General features: G+C 58.0%; 14 protein-coding genes, 3 tRNA genes and 1 rRNA gene. 14 read left to right on the forward strand and 4 right to left on the reverse strand.

The window, feature by feature from the left end; translation table 11 throughout:
- The first annotated feature begins 57 nt into the window (after nucleotides 1-57).
- The 5 genes from AUC43_RS11305 (at nucleotide 58) to AUC43_RS11325 (ending at nucleotide 7,702) form a co-directional block, all read left to right on the forward strand.
- A complete protein-coding gene (locus AUC43_RS11305) occupies nucleotides 58-951 on the forward strand; it encodes an ABC transporter substrate-binding protein (RefSeq protein WP_068193310.1) in 894 nt (297 codons plus the stop codon).
- Nucleotides 948-1,946 (forward strand): FecCD family ABC transporter permease, encoded by a 999-nt coding sequence (locus AUC43_RS11310; protein ID WP_233253988.1) that lies wholly within the window; start codon nucleotides 948-950, stop codon nucleotides 1,944-1,946. Before AUC43_RS11305 ends, AUC43_RS11310 begins: the two co-directional genes overlap by 4 nt.
- An 86-nt stretch (nucleotides 1,947-2,032) precedes the next feature.
- Nucleotides 2,033-2,449, forward strand: coding sequence for a 6-pyruvoyl trahydropterin synthase family protein (locus AUC43_RS11315; RefSeq protein WP_068193313.1), 417 nt, complete (start codon nucleotides 2,033-2,035; stop codon nucleotides 2,447-2,449).
- 123 nt (nucleotides 2,450-2,572) lie between these two features.
- Nucleotides 2,573-3,685: a lipid-A-disaccharide synthase gene (lpxB, locus tag AUC43_RS11320; RefSeq protein ID WP_068193319.1), complete on the forward strand. Its 1,113-nt coding sequence runs from the start codon at nucleotides 2,573-2,575 to the stop codon at nucleotides 3,683-3,685.
- A 369-nt stretch (nucleotides 3,686-4,054) separates the two neighbouring features.
- Nucleotides 4,055-7,702, forward strand: a complete 3,648-nt coding sequence (locus AUC43_RS11325; RefSeq protein WP_082685046.1) for a reprolysin-like metallopeptidase — start codon at nucleotides 4,055-4,057, stop codon at nucleotides 7,700-7,702.
- A 115-nt stretch (nucleotides 7,703-7,817) separates the two neighbouring features.
- On the opposite strand, the gene clpX is transcribed toward AUC43_RS11325, so the two are convergent.
- The gene (clpX, locus tag AUC43_RS11330) at nucleotides 7,818-9,041 is read right to left on the reverse strand and encodes an ATP-dependent Clp protease ATP-binding subunit ClpX (protein WP_068193327.1); all 1,224 of its coding nucleotides are present in this window, start codon (nucleotides 9,039-9,041) and stop codon (nucleotides 7,818-7,820) included.
- Nucleotides 9,042-9,524: 483 nt separating this feature from the next.
- On the opposite strand from clpX, the gene AUC43_RS20965 reads away from it, so the two are divergent.
- Complete coding sequence (locus AUC43_RS20965; RefSeq protein ID WP_157781045.1) at nucleotides 9,525-10,262, forward strand: outer membrane protein; 738 nt, start codon at nucleotides 9,525-9,527, stop codon at nucleotides 10,260-10,262.
- A gap of 125 nt (nucleotides 10,263-10,387) precedes the next feature.
- On the opposite strand, the gene AUC43_RS11340 is transcribed toward AUC43_RS20965, so the two are convergent.
- From AUC43_RS11340 to AUC43_RS11350, 3 genes are all read right to left on the reverse strand, one after another.
- Nucleotides 10,388-11,095 carry a ClpP family protease gene (locus AUC43_RS11340; RefSeq protein WP_068193332.1) on the reverse strand — a complete coding sequence of 236 codons (708 nt, stop codon included), beginning with the start codon at nucleotides 11,093-11,095 and terminating at the stop codon, nucleotides 10,388-10,390.
- Nucleotides 11,096-11,242: 147 nt separating this feature from the next.
- Nucleotides 11,243-12,571, reverse strand: a complete 1,329-nt coding sequence (gene tig, locus AUC43_RS11345; protein WP_068193335.1) for a trigger factor — start codon at nucleotides 12,569-12,571, stop codon at nucleotides 11,243-11,245.
- A gap of 88 nt (nucleotides 12,572-12,659) precedes the next feature.
- A tRNA-Leu gene (locus AUC43_RS11350) sits at nucleotides 12,660-12,741 on the reverse strand.
- 140 nt (nucleotides 12,742-12,881) lie between these two features.
- On the opposite strand from AUC43_RS11350, the gene AUC43_RS11355 reads away from it, so the two are divergent.
- The 8 genes from AUC43_RS11355 (at nucleotide 12,882) to AUC43_RS11390 (ending at nucleotide 20,636) form a co-directional block, all read left to right on the forward strand.
- On the forward strand, nucleotides 12,882-15,095 hold the full coding sequence (locus AUC43_RS11355; RefSeq protein ID WP_068193338.1) for a RelA/SpoT family protein: 2,214 nt from the start codon (nucleotides 12,882-12,884) through the stop codon (nucleotides 15,093-15,095).
- Nucleotides 15,092-15,424, forward strand: coding sequence for a CHY zinc finger protein (locus tag AUC43_RS11360; protein WP_068193340.1), 333 nt, complete (start codon nucleotides 15,092-15,094; stop codon nucleotides 15,422-15,424). Before AUC43_RS11355 ends, AUC43_RS11360 begins: the two co-directional genes overlap by 4 nt.
- 224 nt (nucleotides 15,425-15,648) lie before the next feature.
- Nucleotides 15,649-16,110: a Fur family transcriptional regulator gene (locus AUC43_RS11365; protein ID WP_068198527.1), complete on the forward strand. Its 462-nt coding sequence runs from the start codon at nucleotides 15,649-15,651 to the stop codon at nucleotides 16,108-16,110.
- On the forward strand, nucleotides 16,107-16,457 hold the full coding sequence (locus AUC43_RS11370) for an STAS domain-containing protein (protein WP_068193345.1): 351 nt from the start codon (nucleotides 16,107-16,109) through the stop codon (nucleotides 16,455-16,457). Before AUC43_RS11365 ends, AUC43_RS11370 begins: the two co-directional genes overlap by 4 nt.
- 141 nt (nucleotides 16,458-16,598) lie before the next feature.
- Nucleotides 16,599-17,867, forward strand: a complete 1,269-nt coding sequence (locus AUC43_RS11375) for an adenylosuccinate synthase (protein WP_068193348.1) — start codon at nucleotides 16,599-16,601, stop codon at nucleotides 17,865-17,867.
- Between the two features lie 939 nt (nucleotides 17,868-18,806).
- A 16S ribosomal RNA gene (locus AUC43_RS11380) occupies nucleotides 18,807-20,322 on the forward strand.
- A 128-nt stretch (nucleotides 20,323-20,450) separates the two neighbouring features.
- Nucleotides 20,451-20,524 (forward strand) — tRNA-Ile (locus AUC43_RS11385).
- 35 nt (nucleotides 20,525-20,559) lie between these two features.
- Nucleotides 20,560-20,636, forward strand: a tRNA-Ala gene (locus tag AUC43_RS11390).
- Nucleotides 20,637-20,656: the final 20 nt, after the last annotated feature.

Raw genomic sequence — 20,656 nt, forward strand, 5'->3', positions numbered from 1 at the left:
AGCGGCAAAGGTAAACCGTTGCGGTTGGTCGTTGGCCATCCGGCCTACCTTTGCCCCATGCGTTACCCGTTACTGATTTCAGTGCTGGCCCTTCTGGCGGCCTGCCACTCCGAGCCCCGGCAAGCGGCTGCCGTAGCCGTGCAGGATGACTTGGGCCGCCACCTCACCCTGCCTGCGCACCCCCGGCGGGTGCTAGCGCTGGCCCCCAGCATGACCGAAATGTTGTACGCCGTGGCCGATACCGCCACCATCGTGGCCCGCGTGCCCCAGGACGACTACCCCGCCGCCGTGCGCCGGAAGCCCGTGGTCAACAATTACCCGCTGGACTTTGAAAAGCTGGTGCTGCTGCGCCCCGACGTCGTGTTTACCATCGAAGGCATCACCTCCGTCGACGATGCCCAACGCCTGCAGGAAATGGGTATTCCGGTGTATTACATGAAATTTCGCCGGGTCAAGGATGTGTTTACCGGCCTCGAAACCCTGGGCCGGCTCCTGGGCCGCCAGCCGCAGGCCCAGCACTTCGCCGATTCACTGCGCCGCCAGCTCAAGGCTTTAGATGCTTCAGCCAAAAGCCAATCCGCCACGCCGCCGAGGGTGCTGGCCATCACCTGGCAGGACCCTATCTACTGCTACGGCCAGAACACGCTGTTTACCGATGAAATCCGCTTGGCCGGTGGGCATAACGCCGTCACCGAGACCTTCCCGCAGCCTTACCCGGCCCTCACCCGCGAGTACATCCTCAAGCTCAACCCCGATGTGCTCCTGGGCGGCAGCTTCGAGAAGCTGGACAGCACCTTTTTCAAGAACTACCCCGAGCTGCGCCGCATCCGCGCCTACCAGACCCACCGCGTATTTCCCATCACCGGCAACCTGCTCGAGCGTCCCGGCCCCCGCGTGCTGGAGTCGGTGCGCGAGCTGCAAAAGATTTTAACAATTAAGGCCGCGGAGTGAAGAATCGCCCCCTGTTGTGGTTGGCCGTGGGCCTCGTGCTGATGCTGGCGCTGGTGCTGCTGGGCTTGCGCGTGGGCAGCTACTCCACCTCGTACCCCTTCATTCTTAATACGCTGCGGCACTACGACCCCACCGACCCAGCCCAACTGGTGCTGGTGCAGCTGCGCCTGCCGCGCATCCTGCTGGCGCTGCTGGCCGGGGCCAGCCTGGCCGTGAGCGGCTACCTGCTGCAAACGTTGGTCACCAATCCTTTGGCCGACCCTTACCTGCTGGGCACGGCCTCGGGCGCCTCGCTGGGGGCCATTGCTTCCTACGTGCTGGTTCCGTCGCTCACAGTGGCGGGCGTGTATTTGCCGCCGGTGGCGGCACTGGCCGGGGCGTTTGGGGCCACGCTGCTGGTGGTGGCATTGGGCACCCGGCGCGGCCGCATTCTGCCGGCGCCGCTGTTGCTGGCGGGCGTGGCCGTGGGGGCGCTGGCGGCGGCCATTGGCAGCCTGCTCACCTTCCTGGCCTCGCCCGAGGGCAGCTTGCGCAGCGTGGTGTTCTGGGCATTTGGCAGCTTTGAGCGGGCCGGCTGGAGCGTGCTGCCGTACCCGGCGGCGGCACTGGGCATCAGCCTGTTTGTGCTGGCCTTCCTGCAAAAGGACCTCAACCTGCTGCTGCTGGGCGAGGAGCGGGCCTCGGCCCTGGGCCTGCCGGTGGCACAGCGGCGGTGGCTGCTGGTGCTGCTGGCGGCCGGCCTCACGGGGGGCGTGGTGGCGCTGTGCGGCCCGGTAGGCTTTGTGGGCCTGCTGGTTCCGCACCTCACGCGGGGGCTGCTGGGCACCACGGGCCGCTACAATCTGCTGGCGTGTGCGCTGCTGGGTGGGGTGTTTTTGCTGGCCTGCGACTTACTCGCGCGCCTGCTGTACCCGCCGGCCGGCCTGCCGGTGGGCTTGGTCACAGCCCTGTTCGGGGTACCCTTCTTCGTATATTTGCTGCGTAGAAATTCATAGTTGCCGGTTGTTAGGTATCAGTTGTCAGGTCTGGAACAGGCTCGTCTATACTGACAGCCAACAACCGACAGCTGACAACCCGAAGAATGATATACGTTAGCCGTCAGGAACATTTCAACGCCGCTCATAAGCTGCACAACCCCAAGTGGAGCGACGAACGCAACCGCGAGGTATTTGGACCTTGCGCCAACGCCAACTGGCACGGCCACAACTACGACCTCATCGTAACCGTCAAAGGTCAGCCCGACCCGGACACCGGCTTTGTGGTTGATTTAAAGGCCCTTTCCGACCTGCTGCGCGTGCACATCACCGAGCAGGTCGACCATAAAAACCTCAACCTCGACGTGCCGTTCATGGCCGGTCAAATGGCCAGCACCGAGAACCTAGTCATCGCCTTCTGGCAAATTCTGGAGCGCGAATTACCCGCCATCACCGAGGCCAAGCTGCACTGCGTAAAACTCTACGAAACGCCACGCAACTTTGTAGAATACTACGGCGGCTGATTTCATTTAACAATTATCAATTAACAGTTAACACTTGTTGATTGATGAGCCTGTGCTACTCTGAACAACCTTGGAGGCAACGGCTTACTGTTAAATGTTAATTGATAATTGTTAAATGAAAGAATGAAATATTACCTCATTGCCGGCGAGCGTTCAGGCGATTTCCACGCAGCCCACCTCATGCGCGAACTGCGCGGACAGGACGCTGCCGCGCAATTCCGCTTCTGGGGCGGCGACCAAATGCAAGCCGAAGGCGGCGAGCTGGTGCGCCATTACCAGGACCTGGCCATCATGGGCTTTGTGGAGGCGGCCACCAGCGTGCTCAAGTTCCGGGGGTATTTGAAGCAGTGCCAGGCCGATTTGCTGGCCTACAAGCCCGACGTGCTGATTCTGGTAGACTACGCCGGCTTCAACCTGCGCATGGCCAAGGTGGCCAAAGACCACGGCATCAAGGTGTTTTACTACATCTCGCCCAAAATCTGGGCTTGGAACCAGGGCCGCGTCGAGAAGGTGAAGGCCCGGGTCGACAAGATGTTCGTCATCCTGCCCTTTGAGGAGGAATTCTACCAGAAGTTTGGGTACAACGTGGATTACACCGGCAACCCCACCGCCGATGCCGTGGCCGAGTTCCAGCCTGCACTGGACTTCTACGACCGCAACCGCCTCGACCCAAACCGGCCGATTATCGCCGTATTGCCAGGCTCACGCAAGCAGGAAATCGAGGAGATGCTGCACGAGATGATTGCCATTCTGCCCGGTTTTCAGGAGTATCAGTTTGTCGTGGCCGGTGTGAGCAACCTCGACCCGAATTACTACCGCCACTTTGAGCGAAATGGCATCCGGTTTCTGTTCGAGCAAACCTTCGATTTGTTGAGCCATGCCAGCGCGGCCCTGGTTACCAGCGGCACAGCCACCCTCGAAACTGCCCTGTTTGGCGTGCCCCAGATTGTGTGCTACCGCACCAGCGGCCTGAGCTACGCCATCGGCAAGATGGTCATCAAAGTCCCGTACATCTCCCTGGTCAACCTCATTGCCGGCCGCGCTGTCGTAAAAGAGCTCATACAGAGCGATTTCAACGCGCGCAACCTGCTCGACGAGCTTAAGACCATGCTGACGGATGCCGACTACATGGCCCGCATCAAGGCCGGCTACGCCGAGCTGCGCGAAAAGCTCGGCCAGCAACAAGCCGCCCGTAAGACGGCCGAGCTGATGGTGAAGTACTTAAAAGAGGCTTAACAAAGCTCACCGGGTTGAGCTAAGTTCTCGCTTCATTTGCAGAGTGCCAGCTGCGAGTTCTAAGAAAAGTTTTATTTGCTGACTATCCTAAAAGCTCCGACGATAAGCGTCGGAGCTTTTTGTTTTCTGCCCAAATCCATTAGCGAGGCATTTGTAATTAGGTCTTTATAATATTAGCGGGGTAATCAATTGCTGTTAGACCACGCAAAGCAAGAGGGGTGGAGTATCAAATTCTAATAGCATATCGTTTTCGGCTAAATTTACTCCTGCTACTAAAGGCACCATTTCTTCGTGAAGCAATTTTACAGCACCTGCGTGCCGGCAAGCTATTCTGCGGTTAAAACTAGCCTGAGCCGAATTGGTGCCTCAATGCTCCTAGCTCTTGGTGTAACGCTGGGTGCTCAGGCTCAACAGCAAGCGCCGCAGTTCTTCCACGCCGATGTGGCGGCGCGAACAACGGCGGCCACCTCGCCACTGGCAGCGGCGCTGTACCGGTCGCAGGCCCTGACACTAGATGTAGATGGCCTGCAAGCGGCCCTGGCCACGGCGCCGCCGGAAGCCCAGGTCGGCGCCGTGCCGCTGGTAATAGCATTGCCTCTGCCCAATGGGGGCACCGGTCGCTTCGCCCTGCACGAAGCTCCAATAATGGCCCCAGCGCTGGCCGCTCACTTTCCCGATATAAAAACCTACGCCGGCATAGGCCTCGACGATGCCTCGGCGTCGGTGCGGCTCGATATGACGCCGCAGGGTTTTCATGGCCAAGTGCTCACGGCCGGTGGCAATAGCTTCTACATCGACCCCGTGTCTCGGAATGATGCCCGCCACTACTTGGGCTTTTACCAGCGGGATATGAATAGGGCGGCGGCCGGGTCGGCCATCGCGTGCGGCTTCGCGCCCACTGCGGCCGAACTGAAAACCCAAGCGGCTCGGCTGGCCGTGCTGGCTGGTGCCGCCATGGCGCGGTCGAGTGGGCCGCAGCTGCGCACCTACCGCTTGGCCCTGGCCTGCACGCCGGAGTATGCCCTCACTAAAGGCAACACGGTGGCTGGCGTGATGGCCGCCGAAGTCACGACCGTGAACCGGGTGGTGGGCGTGTACGAAAAAGAGCTGGCCGTGCGCATGGTGCTGGTGCCCAACAACGACAAGCTGATTTTTCTGAGCGGCGTCGGGCCGCAGCCTCCCACGCCGTACTCCAACTCCAGCGGCAGCGCCATGCTGAGCCAGAACCAAACCAATATTGACCAGCTCATCGGCCCAGCCAATTATGACATCGGCCACGTGGTGAGCACCGGGGGCGGCGGGTGGGCCTACTTCGGCGTGGTCTGCTCGAGCACCTGGAAAGCCGCCGGTGTCACCGGCTCGCCCAGCCCCGTGGGCGATGCGTTCGACATCGACTTTGTAGCCCACGAAATGGGCCATCAGTTTGCCGGCAACCATCCCTTCAATGGCAACGCCGGCAACTGCGCGGGCGGCAACCGCAACCCAAGCACGGCCTGGGAGCCGGGCTCGGGCTCCACAATTATGGCCTACGCGGGCATCTGTGGTTCCTCCAACGACTTGCAGCCCAACTCCGACCCCACGTTTCATACGGGTAACTACCAGGAGATGCGGGCCTTCATCGAAGCCACCACGTGCAGCGTTGAATCGCCTACTGGCAACACGGCTCCCACCATTACGGCCCCCGCCAGCGGCAAAACCCTGCCCATCAGCACGCCCTTCAAGCTGACGGCCTCGGCCACCGATGCTGAGAATGACGCGCTGACCTACTCTTGGGAGGAATTAGACCTGGGCAGTGCGGGCGCGCCCACCACGGCCCAGGTGCCAGGCGACAACGTGCCGCTGTTTCGCTCCTTCTACCCCACGGCGTCGGGTACCCGCTACTTTCCACGGTTGAGCAACTTGGTGGCTAACACCACGGCCATGGGAGAGCGACTGCCCTCCGTGACGCGCGCGCTGACGTTTCGGTGCACGGCCCGCGACGAGCACAACGGCCCGGCCGGCATCATTGGCGGCGTAAACTTCAGCCCCCTCGTGAGCCTGGAGGTGAGCAGCACCGCCGGCCCCTTCGTGGTTACGGCGCCTAATACAGCCGTGTTCTGGACCGGCGGCACGGCCCAGACCGTGACCTGGGACGTAGCCAGTACCACCAATGCTCCGGTGAGCTGCGCCCTGGTAAACCTGCGCCTTAGCCTTGATGGTGGCTTGACGTACCCTATCGTATTGGCCCAGAACGAAGCCAACGACGGCTCGGCCGTGGTAATTGCCCCCAGCCCAATCACTGCGCAAACCCGGGCCCGCGTAATGGTTGAAGCCGCCGATAACTACTTCTTTGACATCTCGAACGCCGACTTCACCATTACCCCGCCCGCTGTGGGGCCCACCATTACCAGCTTCACGCCCACCGGTGGGTTGGGTGGTGCAGTAGTAACTGTATTTGGCTCAAACTTTACCGGCGCAACGGCGGTGAGTTTCAACGGCACGGTTGCTACCAGCTTCACCGTCAACTCTTCGACGCAGCTAACGGCAATGGTAGCTACCGGCACCACTACTGGTCCCATCAGCGTTGTGGGTCCGGCCGGCACGGTCACTTCTGCTATGCCGTTTGTGGTGGGAGCCCCGCCGGTTATCAGCGGCTTTAGCCCCACCACCGGGCCAGTGGGCACCAGCGTCATAATCACCGGTTCAGATTTTTCGGGAACTACGCAGGTGGCGTTTAACGGGACCATCGCGCCTGCCTTCACCGTAAACTCGGCCACCCAGATTACGGCGACGGTACCCGGGCATGCCACCACTGGTTCCATTTCCGTGATTACGCCCGTAAGCACAGGCGTTTCGGCAAATAGCTTCACGGTAATTCCCGCTCCCTTTATTGCCTCGTTCACACCTACTGCCGGCGCCGGGGGGACCGTAGTGGTGCTGACGGGCGGCTATTTCACCGGCGCCACCCAAATCACCTTTAATGGAACCGTGGCGCCTGCCTTCACGGTGAACTCGGCCACGCAGATTACGGTGACCGTGCCCACAGGCGCCGCCACCGGCCCCATCGCCGTTACTTCTGCTGGCGGCGTGGGCACTTCGACGGCTCAATTTGTGGTAGCGCCCGCCAATGATTTGTGCGGAAATGCGCTCCCCCTGGCCTGCGGCCAGACCCTGATCGGAACCACTGTGAGGGCCACGGCCACCGGCGACCCCACCACCGCCTGTACTACCGCGGTGGATGGCGGGGGCGTGTTTTATAGCATCACCGGGACGGGAGCCAGCTTCACCGTTTCTACCTGCAATGCCGGCACGAACTACGACACGAAGCTCTTTGTATATTCCGGCACTTGCGGCGCTTATACCTGTGTGGGCGGCAACGACGAAGATGACAACTGCACCACTGGCTCAACGGCCTCTACCGTAACGTTCAATTCGGTAGCGAGCACCCAATACCTCGTCTTTGTGAGCGGCTACAATGGCGACACTGGCACGTTCGTGCTAAGTGCCACCTGTGCCCGCCCAACTTCGGCCCCAACCATCACCAGCCTGAGCCCAGCAAGTGGGCCAGTCGGCACCCTTATCACCGTCACGGGCACCAACTTCACCGGCGCCACGGTCCTGACTTTGAACGGAGCTGCCATCACAGGCTTCACGTTGGTGAATGCCACCACCATCACGTTTACCCTGCCCGCAGGGGCTACCACCGGCAACGTGGTAGTCACCACACCAGGCGGTGCCAGCGCCGGCAGCCCCTTCACCGTCACGACCCCGACGGTCACCACCAATGCCACCACCAGTGAGTTCAGCGTGTGGCCCAACCCGGTGGCGGGCAATGGCGCACTGCAGGTAAAGCTGGCCGCCCGCGCCGCAAAAGCCACCCTCACGTTACGCAGTGTAGTGGGCCAACTAGTGAGCACACGCACCTTTAGCGGCAGTGCTACTGAGCTGGCTACCGCGGGCTTGGCGGCGGGTACCTACCTGCTCACCGTGCAGGCTGAGGGCCGCAGCCCCAGCATCCGGCGTGTGGTAGTCGAATAAGCGAAATTGAGCTGAAACCAAGCAGTTCCCGCAAGCAAAAAGGCCCGCCAATTGGCGGGCCTTTTTGCTGATGCTTGATAAGTTCAGGCGAAATAGCAGTTGATTCGTTGCGGCCTTACGCGGCACGCATGTGGCGCAGCGTCGACTTTTCAAACTTGCTGCGGCAGTAGCTTAGGTTGATGAGCAGCGCGTCGGCGCCTTCTTCCGAGGGCATCTCGAACATGGCGTCGGTCATGATGCTCTCGCAGATGGAGCGCAGGCCGCGGGCTCCGAGGCGGTACTCGTCGGCTTTCTCCACGATGTACTCTAGGGCGTCTTCGGTGAAATCCAGCTCAATATTTTCCATGCCGAACAGGCGCTTGTACTGGCGCACGAGCGAGTTCTTGGGCTCGGTCAGAATCATGCGCAGCGTGGTGCGGTCCAGCGGGTTGAGGTGGGTGAGCACCGGCAGGCGGCCGATGAGCTCGGGGATGAGGCCGAACGACTTGATGTCCTGAGCCGACACGTAGCGCAGAAAGTTCTCGGTATCTACCTGGTCGTCGAGGTTGGTCTTGGCAAAGCCCATGGGCTTGGTGTTCAGACGGCTCTTGATGATACGGTCGAGGCCGGAGAAGGCGCCGCCGCAGATGAACAGGATGTTCTCGGTGTTCACCGAAATCATTTTCTGCTCCGGGTGCTTGCGCCCGCCCTGCGGCGGCACGTTGATGGCGGTGCCTTCCAGCAGCTTCAGCAAGGCCTGCTGCACCCCCTCGCCGCTCACGTCGCGCGTGATGCTGGGGTTGTCGCTCTTGCGGGCAATTTTGTCGATTTCGTCGATGTATACGATGCCGCGCTCGGCGGCTTCGAGGTTGTAATCAGCTGCCTGGAGTAGGCGGGTGAGGATGCTTTCCACGTCCTCGCCTACGTAGCCGGCCTCGGTGAGCACCGTGGCATCGGCAATGCAGAAGGGCACTTGCAGAATCTTGGCCAGCATGCGGGCCAGGAAGGTTTTGCCGGTGCCAGTTTCGCCCACCATGATGATGTTGGACTTTTCAATCTGCACCTCGTCGTCCTGAGGCTTCTGCATCAGGCGCTTGTAGTGGTTGTACACCGCCACCGACATCACGCGCTTGGCTTCGTCCTGGCCCACCACGTACTGGTCGAGGTGCTCCTTGATGGCCTTGGGCTTGATGAGGTTGAACTTGGGCTGCTTGCTGACGTCCTGGGCTTTGGCTTCTTCGTTGAGGATGTGCTGGGCCTGGCCCACGCATTTCTCACAGATGTGGGCGTTGATGCCCGAAATCATAACAGCGACTTCGCGCTTGCTTTTATTACAAAAGGAACAGGATATTTCAGCCACGGAAAGAGGAATAGAATAGTAGGTGGGAAGGCTAGTTTTTAAACAAGCGGGCTCAAAGGTACAACAAGGCCAACGCCTGTTGCGCGGAAATTGGTGCCATTCTCAAAAGCTTAGATAAGGTATTCCCTAGATGTTGAGCTATTTAAAATCAGGGCCTGGCCCAGCTTTTACCGGCAAAGCATTTTTGGCTGCCCACTTATCCAATTTTCAATAAGCACGCTATCAAGACACTGGCAATGAGCTAAGGGTTGCTACGCTGCCGATAAGACCAATATTTTACCGGCTTCGAGAAGACAACCGCACCTCCCGCCCGGTAGTTTTTTCTAATTCTCGCCGAAACCATGCCAAGGCAGTATTTGGAACAATTTGTCCGATGCCCAGGGGCTGAAAGTGGCCGCTGCCTGTTGCGTTGCCCATTTGCTTCCGCCAGTGTTCACCCTAGCGCCGCGCTTTTCTATCCATACCGTCTTACTTTGCCCTTCTATGAAAAGCGTCTTTCACATTTTAGTAGCGGCTTCGGCGGTGGCCGCGCTTCCGTTTCTCGGGGCCCAAGCCCAAACCACTCGCAAGCCGGCACCTCGCCCCGCGGCTACCAAGCCAACTGCTAAACCAGCTTCTAAACCAACTCCCGCGCCGACCTCTCAGCCCAAAGCTCAGCCGGCACCCGCATCCGAGCCGGAGCCGTCGCTGCTCGAAACCGCGCTTCCCACCACTTTCACTACAGGCCCCTTTCAGGTCGGCACCCGAGCCATTAATTTGGGTATCGGAGTTGGCAGCCGCTACAACTACGGCATGAAGGTGATTGGCGGCAGTTCCACCGTGTCGCCAGCCATCAGCTTGTCCTATGAGAAAGGGCTGATGGCCGTGGGCCCTGGCGTGCTGGGCGCGGGCATCTTCGCGGGCTACCAGGGCGCCAAATATGTACTGACCAGCGGCGATAAATGGAAATACACGGATGTAATGATGACCGTACGCGGCTCGTTTCACTACCCTGTCACGCCCGAGTTTGATGCCTACGGTGGGGTGGGAGTGGGCGTGCGGCATTCCGGCGTGTCTTTCGAAGGAAGTAATCCCAACGGCTTGGACACCAACAGTTCCACCGGCCTGGCCTACGGTCTGTTTGTGGGCGGGCGCTACTTTCTATTTGAAAACTTCGGCGCTTTTGCCGAGTTGGGCTACGACCAAACCTACCTCAAAGTAGGCCTCACGGGTAAGTTCTAAACGCCGTCGGCTCAATTCGCTCTTCTTGAGCTGAATTCCAATCATTCCGGCAAAGAAAAAGCCCCTGCTAAACCAGCAGGGGCTTTTCTTATTGAAGGATTTCGAAGAATCCGACTAAATCAGGATTAGTCTTTCTTCTTCTCCAGCACCTCGTCAATCAGGCCGTATTCCTTGGCCTCGTCGGCGCGCATCCAGTAGTCGCGGTCCGAGTTGTCGTGGATTTCCTGGTAGGTCTTGCCGGTGTGTTGGGCCAAAATGTCATACAGCTCTTTCTTGAGCTTCAGAATTTCGCGGGCCGTGATTTCAATGTCCGACGACTGACCCTGCGCGCCACCCGACGGCTGGTGAATCATCACGCGGGCGTGGGGGAGGGCTGAGCGTTTGTTGGTGGCACCACCGGCCAGCAGCACGGCACCCATCGAAGCCGCAAGGCCCGTGCAAATCGTGGCCACGTCGGGGTTCACGTACTGCATGGTGTCGTAGATGCCCAGGCCGGCATATACTGAGCCACCGGGCGAGTTGATATAAAGCAGAATGTCCTTTTTGGCATCGGCCGACTCCAGAAACAGCATTTGGGCCGTGAGGATGTTGGCTACATAATCGTCAACGGCCGTGCCCAGGAACACAATCCGGTCCATGATGAGGCGCGAAAACACGTCAATTTCGGCAAAGCGCGTGGGGCGCTCCTCAATCACCGAGCGGGTCATGCCCGTGGGCATGATGAGGCCGCCGCGCGTCTGGCCTTCCACGTGTTGGATATACTGGTCGACACCCAGCCCGCTGAGGCCCTGGTGCTTAACGGCAAACTTGCGAAACTCTTGTTTATTCAGCATTTGAAGGAAATGAGGCGCCCGCCGAAGCTTGCGCGGGTGAGGTTAGAAAGACGGGCGAAGTAAAGGAATGTTGTCGGAACCCCAACAAAAAAGCCCTTACGACGTCGTAAGGGCTTTTTGAAAAAGCGGTTTCTGCGCGGCTAAGAATTAGCTGTGCAGGGTCCGGAATTCTTCGGCCGTTACGGGCTTGTCCGTAACAACAACTTTGCCGCGGAGGTTTTCGAGCACTTTCTCTGCCAGAATGGCCTCGTACTCGCTCACGTAATTCTTGCCGTTGTCCTGCTTCAGGAAGCTGTCGGCGTACTGGCGCATCGACTCGCGCATTTCGTCGGGCATATTGGGCATATTGAACTGACCCATGATTTTGTCGAGGGTGCGGTTCACGATTTCGTCGTTGCTCACCTTCAGGCCGGCGTCTTCCACCACCTTGTTGCGAATCATGCTCCACTTCAGCTCCTTCTCGTAGTCGCTGTAGTGCTCCTCTACTTTCTCGGGCGTCAGTTTGCCTTCGTTGGCACGCACCAGCCACTTCTTGAAGAACTCCGTGGGTACCTTGATGTCAACGGTGTTCACGAGTTGCTCCACGATGCTGTTGTTCAGCGCCCCGTCGCTTTCGCGGTCGTAGTTCGACTGGATGGTCTCGCGCACTTTGGCGTCGAACTCCTCTTGCGAAGAAACCGCCTCGGGGCCGAATACCTTGTCGAACAGCTCCTGGTTGAACTCGGGAGCCGCCGTGCGGTTCACCTTCTCCACGTTCAGCACGTAGTCGCCGGTGGCAGCTGCGGCCTCTTCCTTGCTCAGGCCCGAGAAGTTCGAAATCGAAGCCGCGTCGTTGCCGAAAGCGGCCTGCAGGTCAAACGTGATGGTGTCGCCACCTTTCTTGCCGATGAATTGCGACACGTCGCCGGTCACCTTGTTGAGGGGCAGCAGCACTGTGCGGCCTTCGCCTTCCTCGTCAGCCTTCTTCAGCTTGCCAAACAGGTAGTCGCCAGCTTCCGAAACTTCGGGGTTGGTGGTCTCACCGTACTGACGGGCAATCTGCTCGTTGGTCTGGCTCAGGGTGTCCTCGTCGATGGTTACCTGGTGGCGCTCTACGTTCAAAGCACCTTCGGCGGGCAGCTCAAAGTCGGGCAGCAGGCCCAGCTCAAACTGGAAGTCGAAATCCTTATCGGTGTCAAAATCCACGTTGCTCTGCACGGGCAGGGGCTCGCCGAGCAGCTTGATGTTGTTCTCCTTGATGTATGAGTCCACCGCTTTGCCCAGCATTTTGTTGATTTCCTCGGCCAGAATGCCCTTGCCGTACATCTTGCGCACCATGCCTACCGGCACCATGCCTGGGCGGAAGCCCTTCACCTGGGCACGCTTGGTGTACTCTTTGATTTGCTTGTCAACCGTAGGCGCGTAGTCGGCTTCGGTCAGATGCACCGTCAGCAGCCCGGTCAGCTGCTCGTCGTTCTTGTCGAGGGTAATGTTCAAAACAGGGGAGCCGGCTTCCGCTGGCCAGGTTGAAAAGTTGAAAAAAAAGCCTCCAGCCTATGCGACTGAAGGCCTACATCAAAAAAAGTGCGGATAGAGGGACTCGAACCCACACGCCTTGCGGCACCAGATCCTAAGTCTGGCACGTCTACCAATTTCGCCATATCCGCATATGAACGCCGCGCAGCCAATTGCTACGGGCCCGCAAAGGTACTCGCTAAAATGATTGCACGCAAAGCCCAAGTGTAAGTAGTCGCGGCGCCCACTTTTGGGCCACCATTTCTTCTTCTGCTTTGTTACTTTACCTATTATGCCTCCCGTTATCTCTCCCGAAGCTGAGCGCCAGGAAATCCTGCGCCACTACCGCCGCCTGCTGCGCACGGCCAAGCCCTACCTGAAGGACGGCGACACCAAGCTCATCAAAAAGGCGTTCAATCAGAGCCTTGAGGCGCACAAGGAGATGCGCCGCAAGTCGGGTGAGCCGTACATTCTGCACCCACTGGCGGTGGCGCAGATTGCGGTGGAGGAAATTGGGCTGGGCACCACCAGCATTGTGGCGGCTCTGCTGCACGACGTGGTGGAGGACACCCCGACGGAAATTTCGGACATCGAGCGCGAGTTCGGCCCCAAAGTGGCCCGCATTATCGACGGGCTCACGAAAATTTCCGGCGTATTCGAGTACGGCACCAGCGAGCAGGCCGAGAACTTCCGCAAAATGCTGCTCACGCTGAGCGAAGACGTGCGCGTCATCCTCATCAAAATCGCCGACCGCCTGCACAACATGCGGACGCTGGACTCGATGCCGCGCCACAAGCAGCTCAAGATTGCCTCCGAGACGCTGTACCTGTACGCGCCGCTGGCCCACCGCCTCGGCCTCTATACTATTAAGAGTGAGCTGGAGGATTTGTACCTCAAGTTCACCGACACCGAGACTTACAACGACCTCAAGGCGAAGGTCCGCCAAAGCCAGAGCGCGCGCAACCGCTTCATCAAGGAGTTTGTGCAGCCGATTGATGAGGAACTGAAGGCACAGGGCTTCGAGTACGAAATCAAGGGCCGGCCCAAGAGCATCTACTCCATCCTGAAAAAGATGAAAAAGCAGAACATCACCTTCGACGAGGTGTATGACCTGTTTGCCATTCGGGTGATTCTGGACGTGCCGCCAGAGCAGGAAAAAGCTGCCTGCTGGCAGGTCTACTCCATTGTGACGGACTTTTACCAGCCCAACCCCGACCGTCTGCGCGACTGGGTATCTACGCCCAAAGCCAACGGCTACGAAAGCCTGCATACCACCGTGATGTCCCGCTCGGGCCAGTGGGTGGAGGTGCAAATCCGCTCGCGGCGTATGGACGACATCGCCGAGAAAGGCTATGCCGCGCACTGGAAGTATAAGGACACCGGCAGCATCCAACCCGAAAGCTCTTTGGAAGGCTGGGTAAACAAGGTGCGCGAGATGCTGGAATCCAACAATTCGAGCGCGCTGGAATTCATGGACGAGTTCCGCCAGAACCTATTCGTGAAGGAGGTGTACGCCTTCACGCCCAAAGGCAAGCTCGTAATTCTGCCCGACAAGGCCACGGCGCTGGACTTTGCATTCGAAATTCACTCGCAAATCGGCCTGCACTGCCTGGGCGCCAAAGTCAACCAGAAGCTGGAGCCCCTGAGCTACCAGCTCCACAACGGCGACCAGGTCGAAATCCTGACCTCGCATAAGCAGCGGCCCACCAACGAGTGGCTCAACTACGTCATCACGACCAAGGCCCGGTCCAGAATCAAGGATTTCCTGCGCGACGACCGCCGGGCCAAAGCCGAGGACGGCCGCCAGCTGCTCGAAAAGCGTCTTGAGCTAATTGGGGTGCCCTTTACTCAAGACAATTTCAACCGGCTGCTGGCTTACTTCAATGTGCCTACGGCCCAGGAGTTTTACTACCGCTTGGCGGTAGGGCAGGTCGACGGCCGTACTATTCGGGAGTCGTTGTTCAATGCCGACAAGCCCGTCGCCAGTGTGGCCTCGGTGCTCGAGCCCAAGACCTTCGACCACGAGGTGCAGAAAATTCGTGGCCTTCGGCCCGATATGCTCGTGGTGGGGGAGAATACTGACAAGTTCAACTACAGCATTGCGCGCTGCTGCAATCCCATTCCCGGCGACGACGTGTTTGGTTTCGAAACCGATAGCGGCATCATCATTCACCGTACCAGCTGCCCCCGCGCCGTCGATTTGATGTCGAACTATGGCAACCGCATTGTGCGCGCCAAGTGGACTGAGCAACTTGAGCTGGCTTTCTTGGCTGGTATTCGCATCAAAGGCACCGACCGCGTGGGCCTCGTCAACGACGTAACCCGCATCATCAGCACCAGCCTCAAGGTTAACATGCGGGCCATCACCGTGGATAGCAACGACGGCATCTTTGAAGGGGAGATTATGGTCTTTGTAAACGATACCGACCACCTGAATAAGCTCATCCATCGCCTGAGCAGGGTACATGGCGTGTTGCAGGTAGAGCGGTTTGATTCGTTGAAGTGAAAATCGCGGCCCCCATCATCTGCCACGGCACCGGGGTAAACGAGCGCACGCAATGCGCCCACTACCATTCCGAGCGCGACATCATCGCCATCCAGTTCAAGTGCTGCGAGGCCTTCTACGCCTGCATCCAGTGCCACGAAGAAGCGGTCGACCATGCCCCTGTGGTTTGGCCTAAGGCTGAATTCGCGACCCAGGCCATCTACTGCGGCAATTGCAAAAGCACCTTGAGCATCGCTGAGTATCTGGGGTGCGACAACATCTGCCCAACGTGCCAGGCTGCCTTTAACCCGGGCTGCGCCAATCATTACCATCTTTATTTCGACCGGTAAAACCGAAAGCCAGCTTTGGCGCTTAGCTAGCCTGAGGTTCTACCTTTGCCGAACTATACCTTATATATACAGTGAATTCCTCCCAAGCCACCCGCAAGGCGCCCCAGCCACCCACCGACTCCGCCAAAGCGGCAGGGCAGGAGGTAGGCGGCTCTTCCGAAACGGGTTACGCGGCCAAGCACACGCCCAGCGCCGCCTCCCAGGCCACCCTCAATACCGACAAACTGGAGGAGGTGCGCAAGCTCTTCACCGCCCACCTCGAAAACAAAGGCCTGCGTAAAACCGGCGAGCGGTACGCCATCCTCGAAGAAATCTACGCCCGCTCCGGCCACTTCGACGTGGAGGAGCTCTACGCTGGCATGAAGGAGCGAGGCCTGCAAGTGAGCCGCGCCACGGTGTACAATACGCTCGACCTGTTGGTGGAGCAGGGCCTGGTGAGCAAGCACCAGTTCGGGCGCAATCTGGCTCAATATGAGAAGAGCTACGGTTATCGCCAGCACGACCACGTCATCTGTACCGAATGCCATAAAGTGGTGGAATTCTGCGACCCACGTATTCACGGCATCCAGACCATGGTCGGCGAGCTTCTGAACTTCCATATCTTGCACCATTCTTTAAATCTTTACGGCATTTGCGGCGACTGCCGTGCCCAGGCTGCCGCCCGTTCATCCGTTTCTCCCGCATGACCATTACCAGTTTCGTTCAAAACGGCATCCTATTCATTCGCCTCGCCGGCGACCTCATCGGCAGCCCCGATACCGACCTGCTTCTTAAGTCGGTCAACGACCACCTGGGCGAAACGCTTAATTTCTGTGCCGTGGACTTGTCCGAAGTCCGCTACATCAATAGCACCGGCATCGGCGTCCTCGTCTCGCTCCTCACCAAATTCCGGAGCCGAGGCGGCGAAATGGTCCTCATCAACCCCGCCGACCACCCGAAGAAAATGCTGGCGCTAACCAAGCTTAATAACATTTTCGCCATCGCCACCGACGAGGCGGCCGCCCGCCAGCAGCTAATCCCAGCCGTCCAATAGGGCGGCTGTTTTTTTGCCATTTGCCATCCGAAGCCTGCGACGGACCCCGAGGCACCACTTTCCTTTATATAATAATTTCTCTGAGCCTGCCCGGAAGCATCCAGTCCTTCCCACGCTCAGCCCGACACAAACCCATTTCAAATGCCAGTAGACGTATTAGTAGGCCTCCAGTGGGGCGATGAAGGCAAAGGCAAAATCGTAGACGTCCTCGCGCCCACCTACGATGCCGTAGCACGCTTCCAGGGCGGCCCCAACGCCGGCCACACCCTCACCTTCGACGGCATCAAGCACGTGCTGCACCAGGTGCCCAGCGGCATCTTCCACCCCCACATCCTTAATATCGTCGGCAACGGCGTCGTGCTCGACCCCATTGTCTTCCGCGCCGAGCTCCAAAAGCTAACCGATAGGGGAGTGGATTGGGCTAAAAACCTGTACATCTCCAAGAAGGCCCAGCTCATCCTGCCTTCGCACCGCGCCCTCGACCGCATCAACGAGGAAGCCCGCGGCGGCTCCAAAATCGGCAGCACTCTCAAAGGCATCGGCCCTACCTACTCCGACAAAATCGGCCGCGTCGGCCTACGTGTCGGCCACATTCTGCTGCCCGATTTCGAAACTCGGTATAAGGAAGCCGTCGCCCAGCATGGCTCTCTGGCTTCTCACTATAATAAGGAGTTGGAAATTGAAGAGCTCGAAGCCGACTTTTTCTCAGCTGTCGACTTCCTTCGCACCCTTCAACTCACCAACACCGAGTACCTGCTGAACGACCTGCTCACCCAAGGCAAGCGCATTCTTGCCGAAGGCGCTCAAGGTTCCTTGTTGGATATTGACTTCGGCTCTTATCCCTACGTCACATCTTCGAGTACCATTGCCGCCGGCGCCTGCACCGGCCTCGGCATTGCGCCCCGGCACATCGATAAGGTCTACGGCATCACCAAAGCTTACTGCACCCGCGTCGGGAGCGGCCCATTCCCCACGGAACTCCACGACGAGGTCGGCGAGCAAATTCGCCAGGCCGGCCGCGAATTTGGCTCAACCACTGGTCGTCCCCGCCGCACTGGCTGGATAGACCTGCCCGCCCTACGCTACGCCATTATGCTCAACGGCGTCACCGAATTGCACCTCATGAAAGCCGACGTGCTCGACGCCTTCACCGAAATCCAGGCCTGCACCCACTACCGCACCGCCAACGGCGAAAGCAGCCCGCAACTCCCCGACCCCGGCGAGCTCACCACCATTACCCCCGAGTACCGCACCCTCCCGGGCTGGAACAGCGACCTCACTACCATTACCGATGCAGCCCAACTTCCCGCCAATCTACAAGCCTACCTGGATTTCCTGGAGCAAGAGCTGCAAGTGCCCATCAGCATTGTCAGCGTTGGTCCCGATAGAATAAGCACCCTCCACCGCTAATTCTTGCCAAAGAAGCCACGGTAAAGCATGGCCCCTGCCAAGTGCAAACCAAGAAAAGCGCCGTAAGCTGTTTCCATTAGGGACAGCTTACGGCGCTTTTTTATAGTTGCCAGTCAAGTCTACTACACTTCCACTACCAATTGAGAAAGTAAGCAGTGGCTAAGTGAGCTTGTAATAGTAGTGTTAATAGGAGTATGTCCTCGCCTAATGATTGAGCTAAAAGCGACAATTGCTAGGCTTCACGTCTAGGCTGGTTTAGTTCAACAGGGATACGTCACTACGCAGTATTGTCATATGGACAAATTTTTCGACGCATCAATCAGATACTTACAACCTGGTTGCAGGTATTTCGTAAAATCACCCTTGTCGCTCCAAAAACTCCTCCTACCTTTGCAGTCCCAAAACGTCAAACGGACTGCGGGGCGCAACGCAACGAAAGTTCGGAGCGAAAAATTTGAAAGTGTCGGAACTCCTGCAGACGTTAGAATTGTCTGTCATCTGCGGCGCTTAAAAATTCTCGAAATAATTTATTTTTCGAACCACTTGCAAAGCCGAAAAGAGCTACCGTACCTTTGCAGCCCGCTTCGATAGGAAGGGGAAAATTTGAAAAGCAAGTTGAAAAAGCATTAAAAACTTTTCTAAATAAAACTTGCCAAGTAGAAAAAGCATCGTACCTTTGCACTCCCAAATCGAACAGGGCGCTGCAACAGCAACAAAAAGGAGTCATGACTAACTCCACACTGTTACTTCAAATGGAAGTAACACACGTTCTTTGAATGACGGAAACAGACAAAATAGTAAGTGTTCCACTTGCTGCTCTTCCTTCGGGAAGAACACAGTGAAACAAACCAAGCGAAACGAATTAGACGATAACGTCAAATATGTGAGCAAGGTCAGCACTCGACATCAGCCCCGGTTCGCCGGGGTGTAGAACATTTTACAATGGAGAGTTTGATCTTGGCTCAGGATGAACGCTAGCGGCAGGCCTAATACATGCAAGTCGAACGGTCTCTAGCAATGGAGATAGTGGCGCACGGGTGCGTAACGCGTAACCAACCTACCCAGTTCTGGGGGATAGCCCGCCGAAAGGCGGATTAATACCGCATAAGACCATAGAGTGGCATCGCTCAGTGGTTAAAGATTTATTGGAATTGGATGGGGTTGCGTGCCATTAGCTAGTTGGGGGGGTAACGGCCCACCAAGGCGACGATGGCTAGGGGAGCTGAGAGGCTGGTCCCCCACACGGGCACTGAGATACGGGCCCGACTCCTACGGGAGGCAGCAGTAGGGAATATTGGGCAATGGGCGAGAGCCTGACCCAGCCATGCCGCGTGCAGGATGAAGGCTTTCTGAGTCGTAAACTGCTTTTGCCAGGGAAGAAAAAGGGGGATGCGTCCTCCACTGACGGTACCTGGTGAATAAGCACCGGCTAACTCCGTGCCAGCAGCCGCGGTAATACGGAGGGTGCAAGCGTTGTCCGGATTTATTGGGTTTAAAGGGTGCGTAGGCGGCCGATTAAGTCTGGGGTGAAAGCCCACTGCTCAACAGTGGAACTGCCCTGGAAACTGGTCGGCTTGAGTACAGACGAGGGCGGCGGAATGGAGGGTGTAGCGGTGAAATGCATAGATACCCTCCAGAACCCCGATTGCGAAGGCAGCTGCCTAGACTGTAACTGACGCTGAGGCACGAAAGCGTGGGGAGCGAACAGGATTAGATACCCTGGTAGTCCACGCCGTAAACGATGGATACTCGCTGCCGGCGATACAAGGTCGGTGGCTTAGCGAAAGCGTTAAGTATCCCACCTGGGGAGTACGCCCGCAAGGGTGAAACTCAAAAGAATTGACGGGGGCCCGCACAAGTGGTGGAGCATGTGGTTTAATTCGATGATACGCGAGGAACCTTACCTAGGCTAGAATGCGCGTGACCGCCTCAGAGATGAGGCTTTCCTTCGGGACACAAAGCAAGGTGCTGCATGGCCGTCGTCAGCTCGTGCCGTGAGGTGTTGGGTTAAGTCCCGCAACGAGCGCAACCCCTATGTTTAGTTGCCAGCGGATCATGCCGGGGACTCTAGACAGACTGCCTGCGCAAGCAGTGAGGAAGGCGGGGACGACGTCAGGTCATCATGGCCCTTACGCCTAGGGCTACACACGTGCTACAATGGACGGTACAGCGGGTTGCCAACCAGCGATGGTGCGCCAATCCCGAAAAGCCGTTCTCAGTTCGGATCGGAGTCTGCAACTCGACTCCGTGAAGCTGGAATCACTAGTAATCGCGTATCAGCAATGACGCGGTGAATACGTTCCCGGGCCTTGTACACACCGCCCGTCAAGCCATGGAAGTTTGGTAGACCTGAAGCCGGTGCTCGTCACAGAAGCCGGTTAGGGTAGAACAGGTAACTAGGGCTAAGTCGTAACAAGGTAGCCGTACCGGAAGGTGCGGCTGGATCACCTCCTTTCTGGAGCGGCCTTGCTCACGACGTTATCTATTATAAGTACTGCTTGGTACTTACTCTTTGTTTGTTTCCTCATTCAAATAATATTTGAATACGGATTCTACGTTTGCCTTCGGGTATCGTCGAAACCCGGGCTTGTAGCTCAGGTGGTTAGAGCGCTACACTGATAATGTAGAGGTCCGTGGTTCGAGTCCACGCAGGCCCACTGTACCTAGCGGGATTGCTGCTGGCACGAAACACGGGGGATTAGCTCAGCTGGCTAGAGCACCTGCCTTGCACGCAGGGGGTCAACGGTTCGAATCCGTTATTCTCCACCATATATAATCGAAAAACAGCA

It is taken from the genome of Hymenobacter sedentarius (genome assembly GCF_001507645.1).
GTDB classification, from domain to species: domain Bacteria; phylum Bacteroidota; class Bacteroidia; order Cytophagales; family Hymenobacteraceae; genus Hymenobacter; species Hymenobacter sedentarius.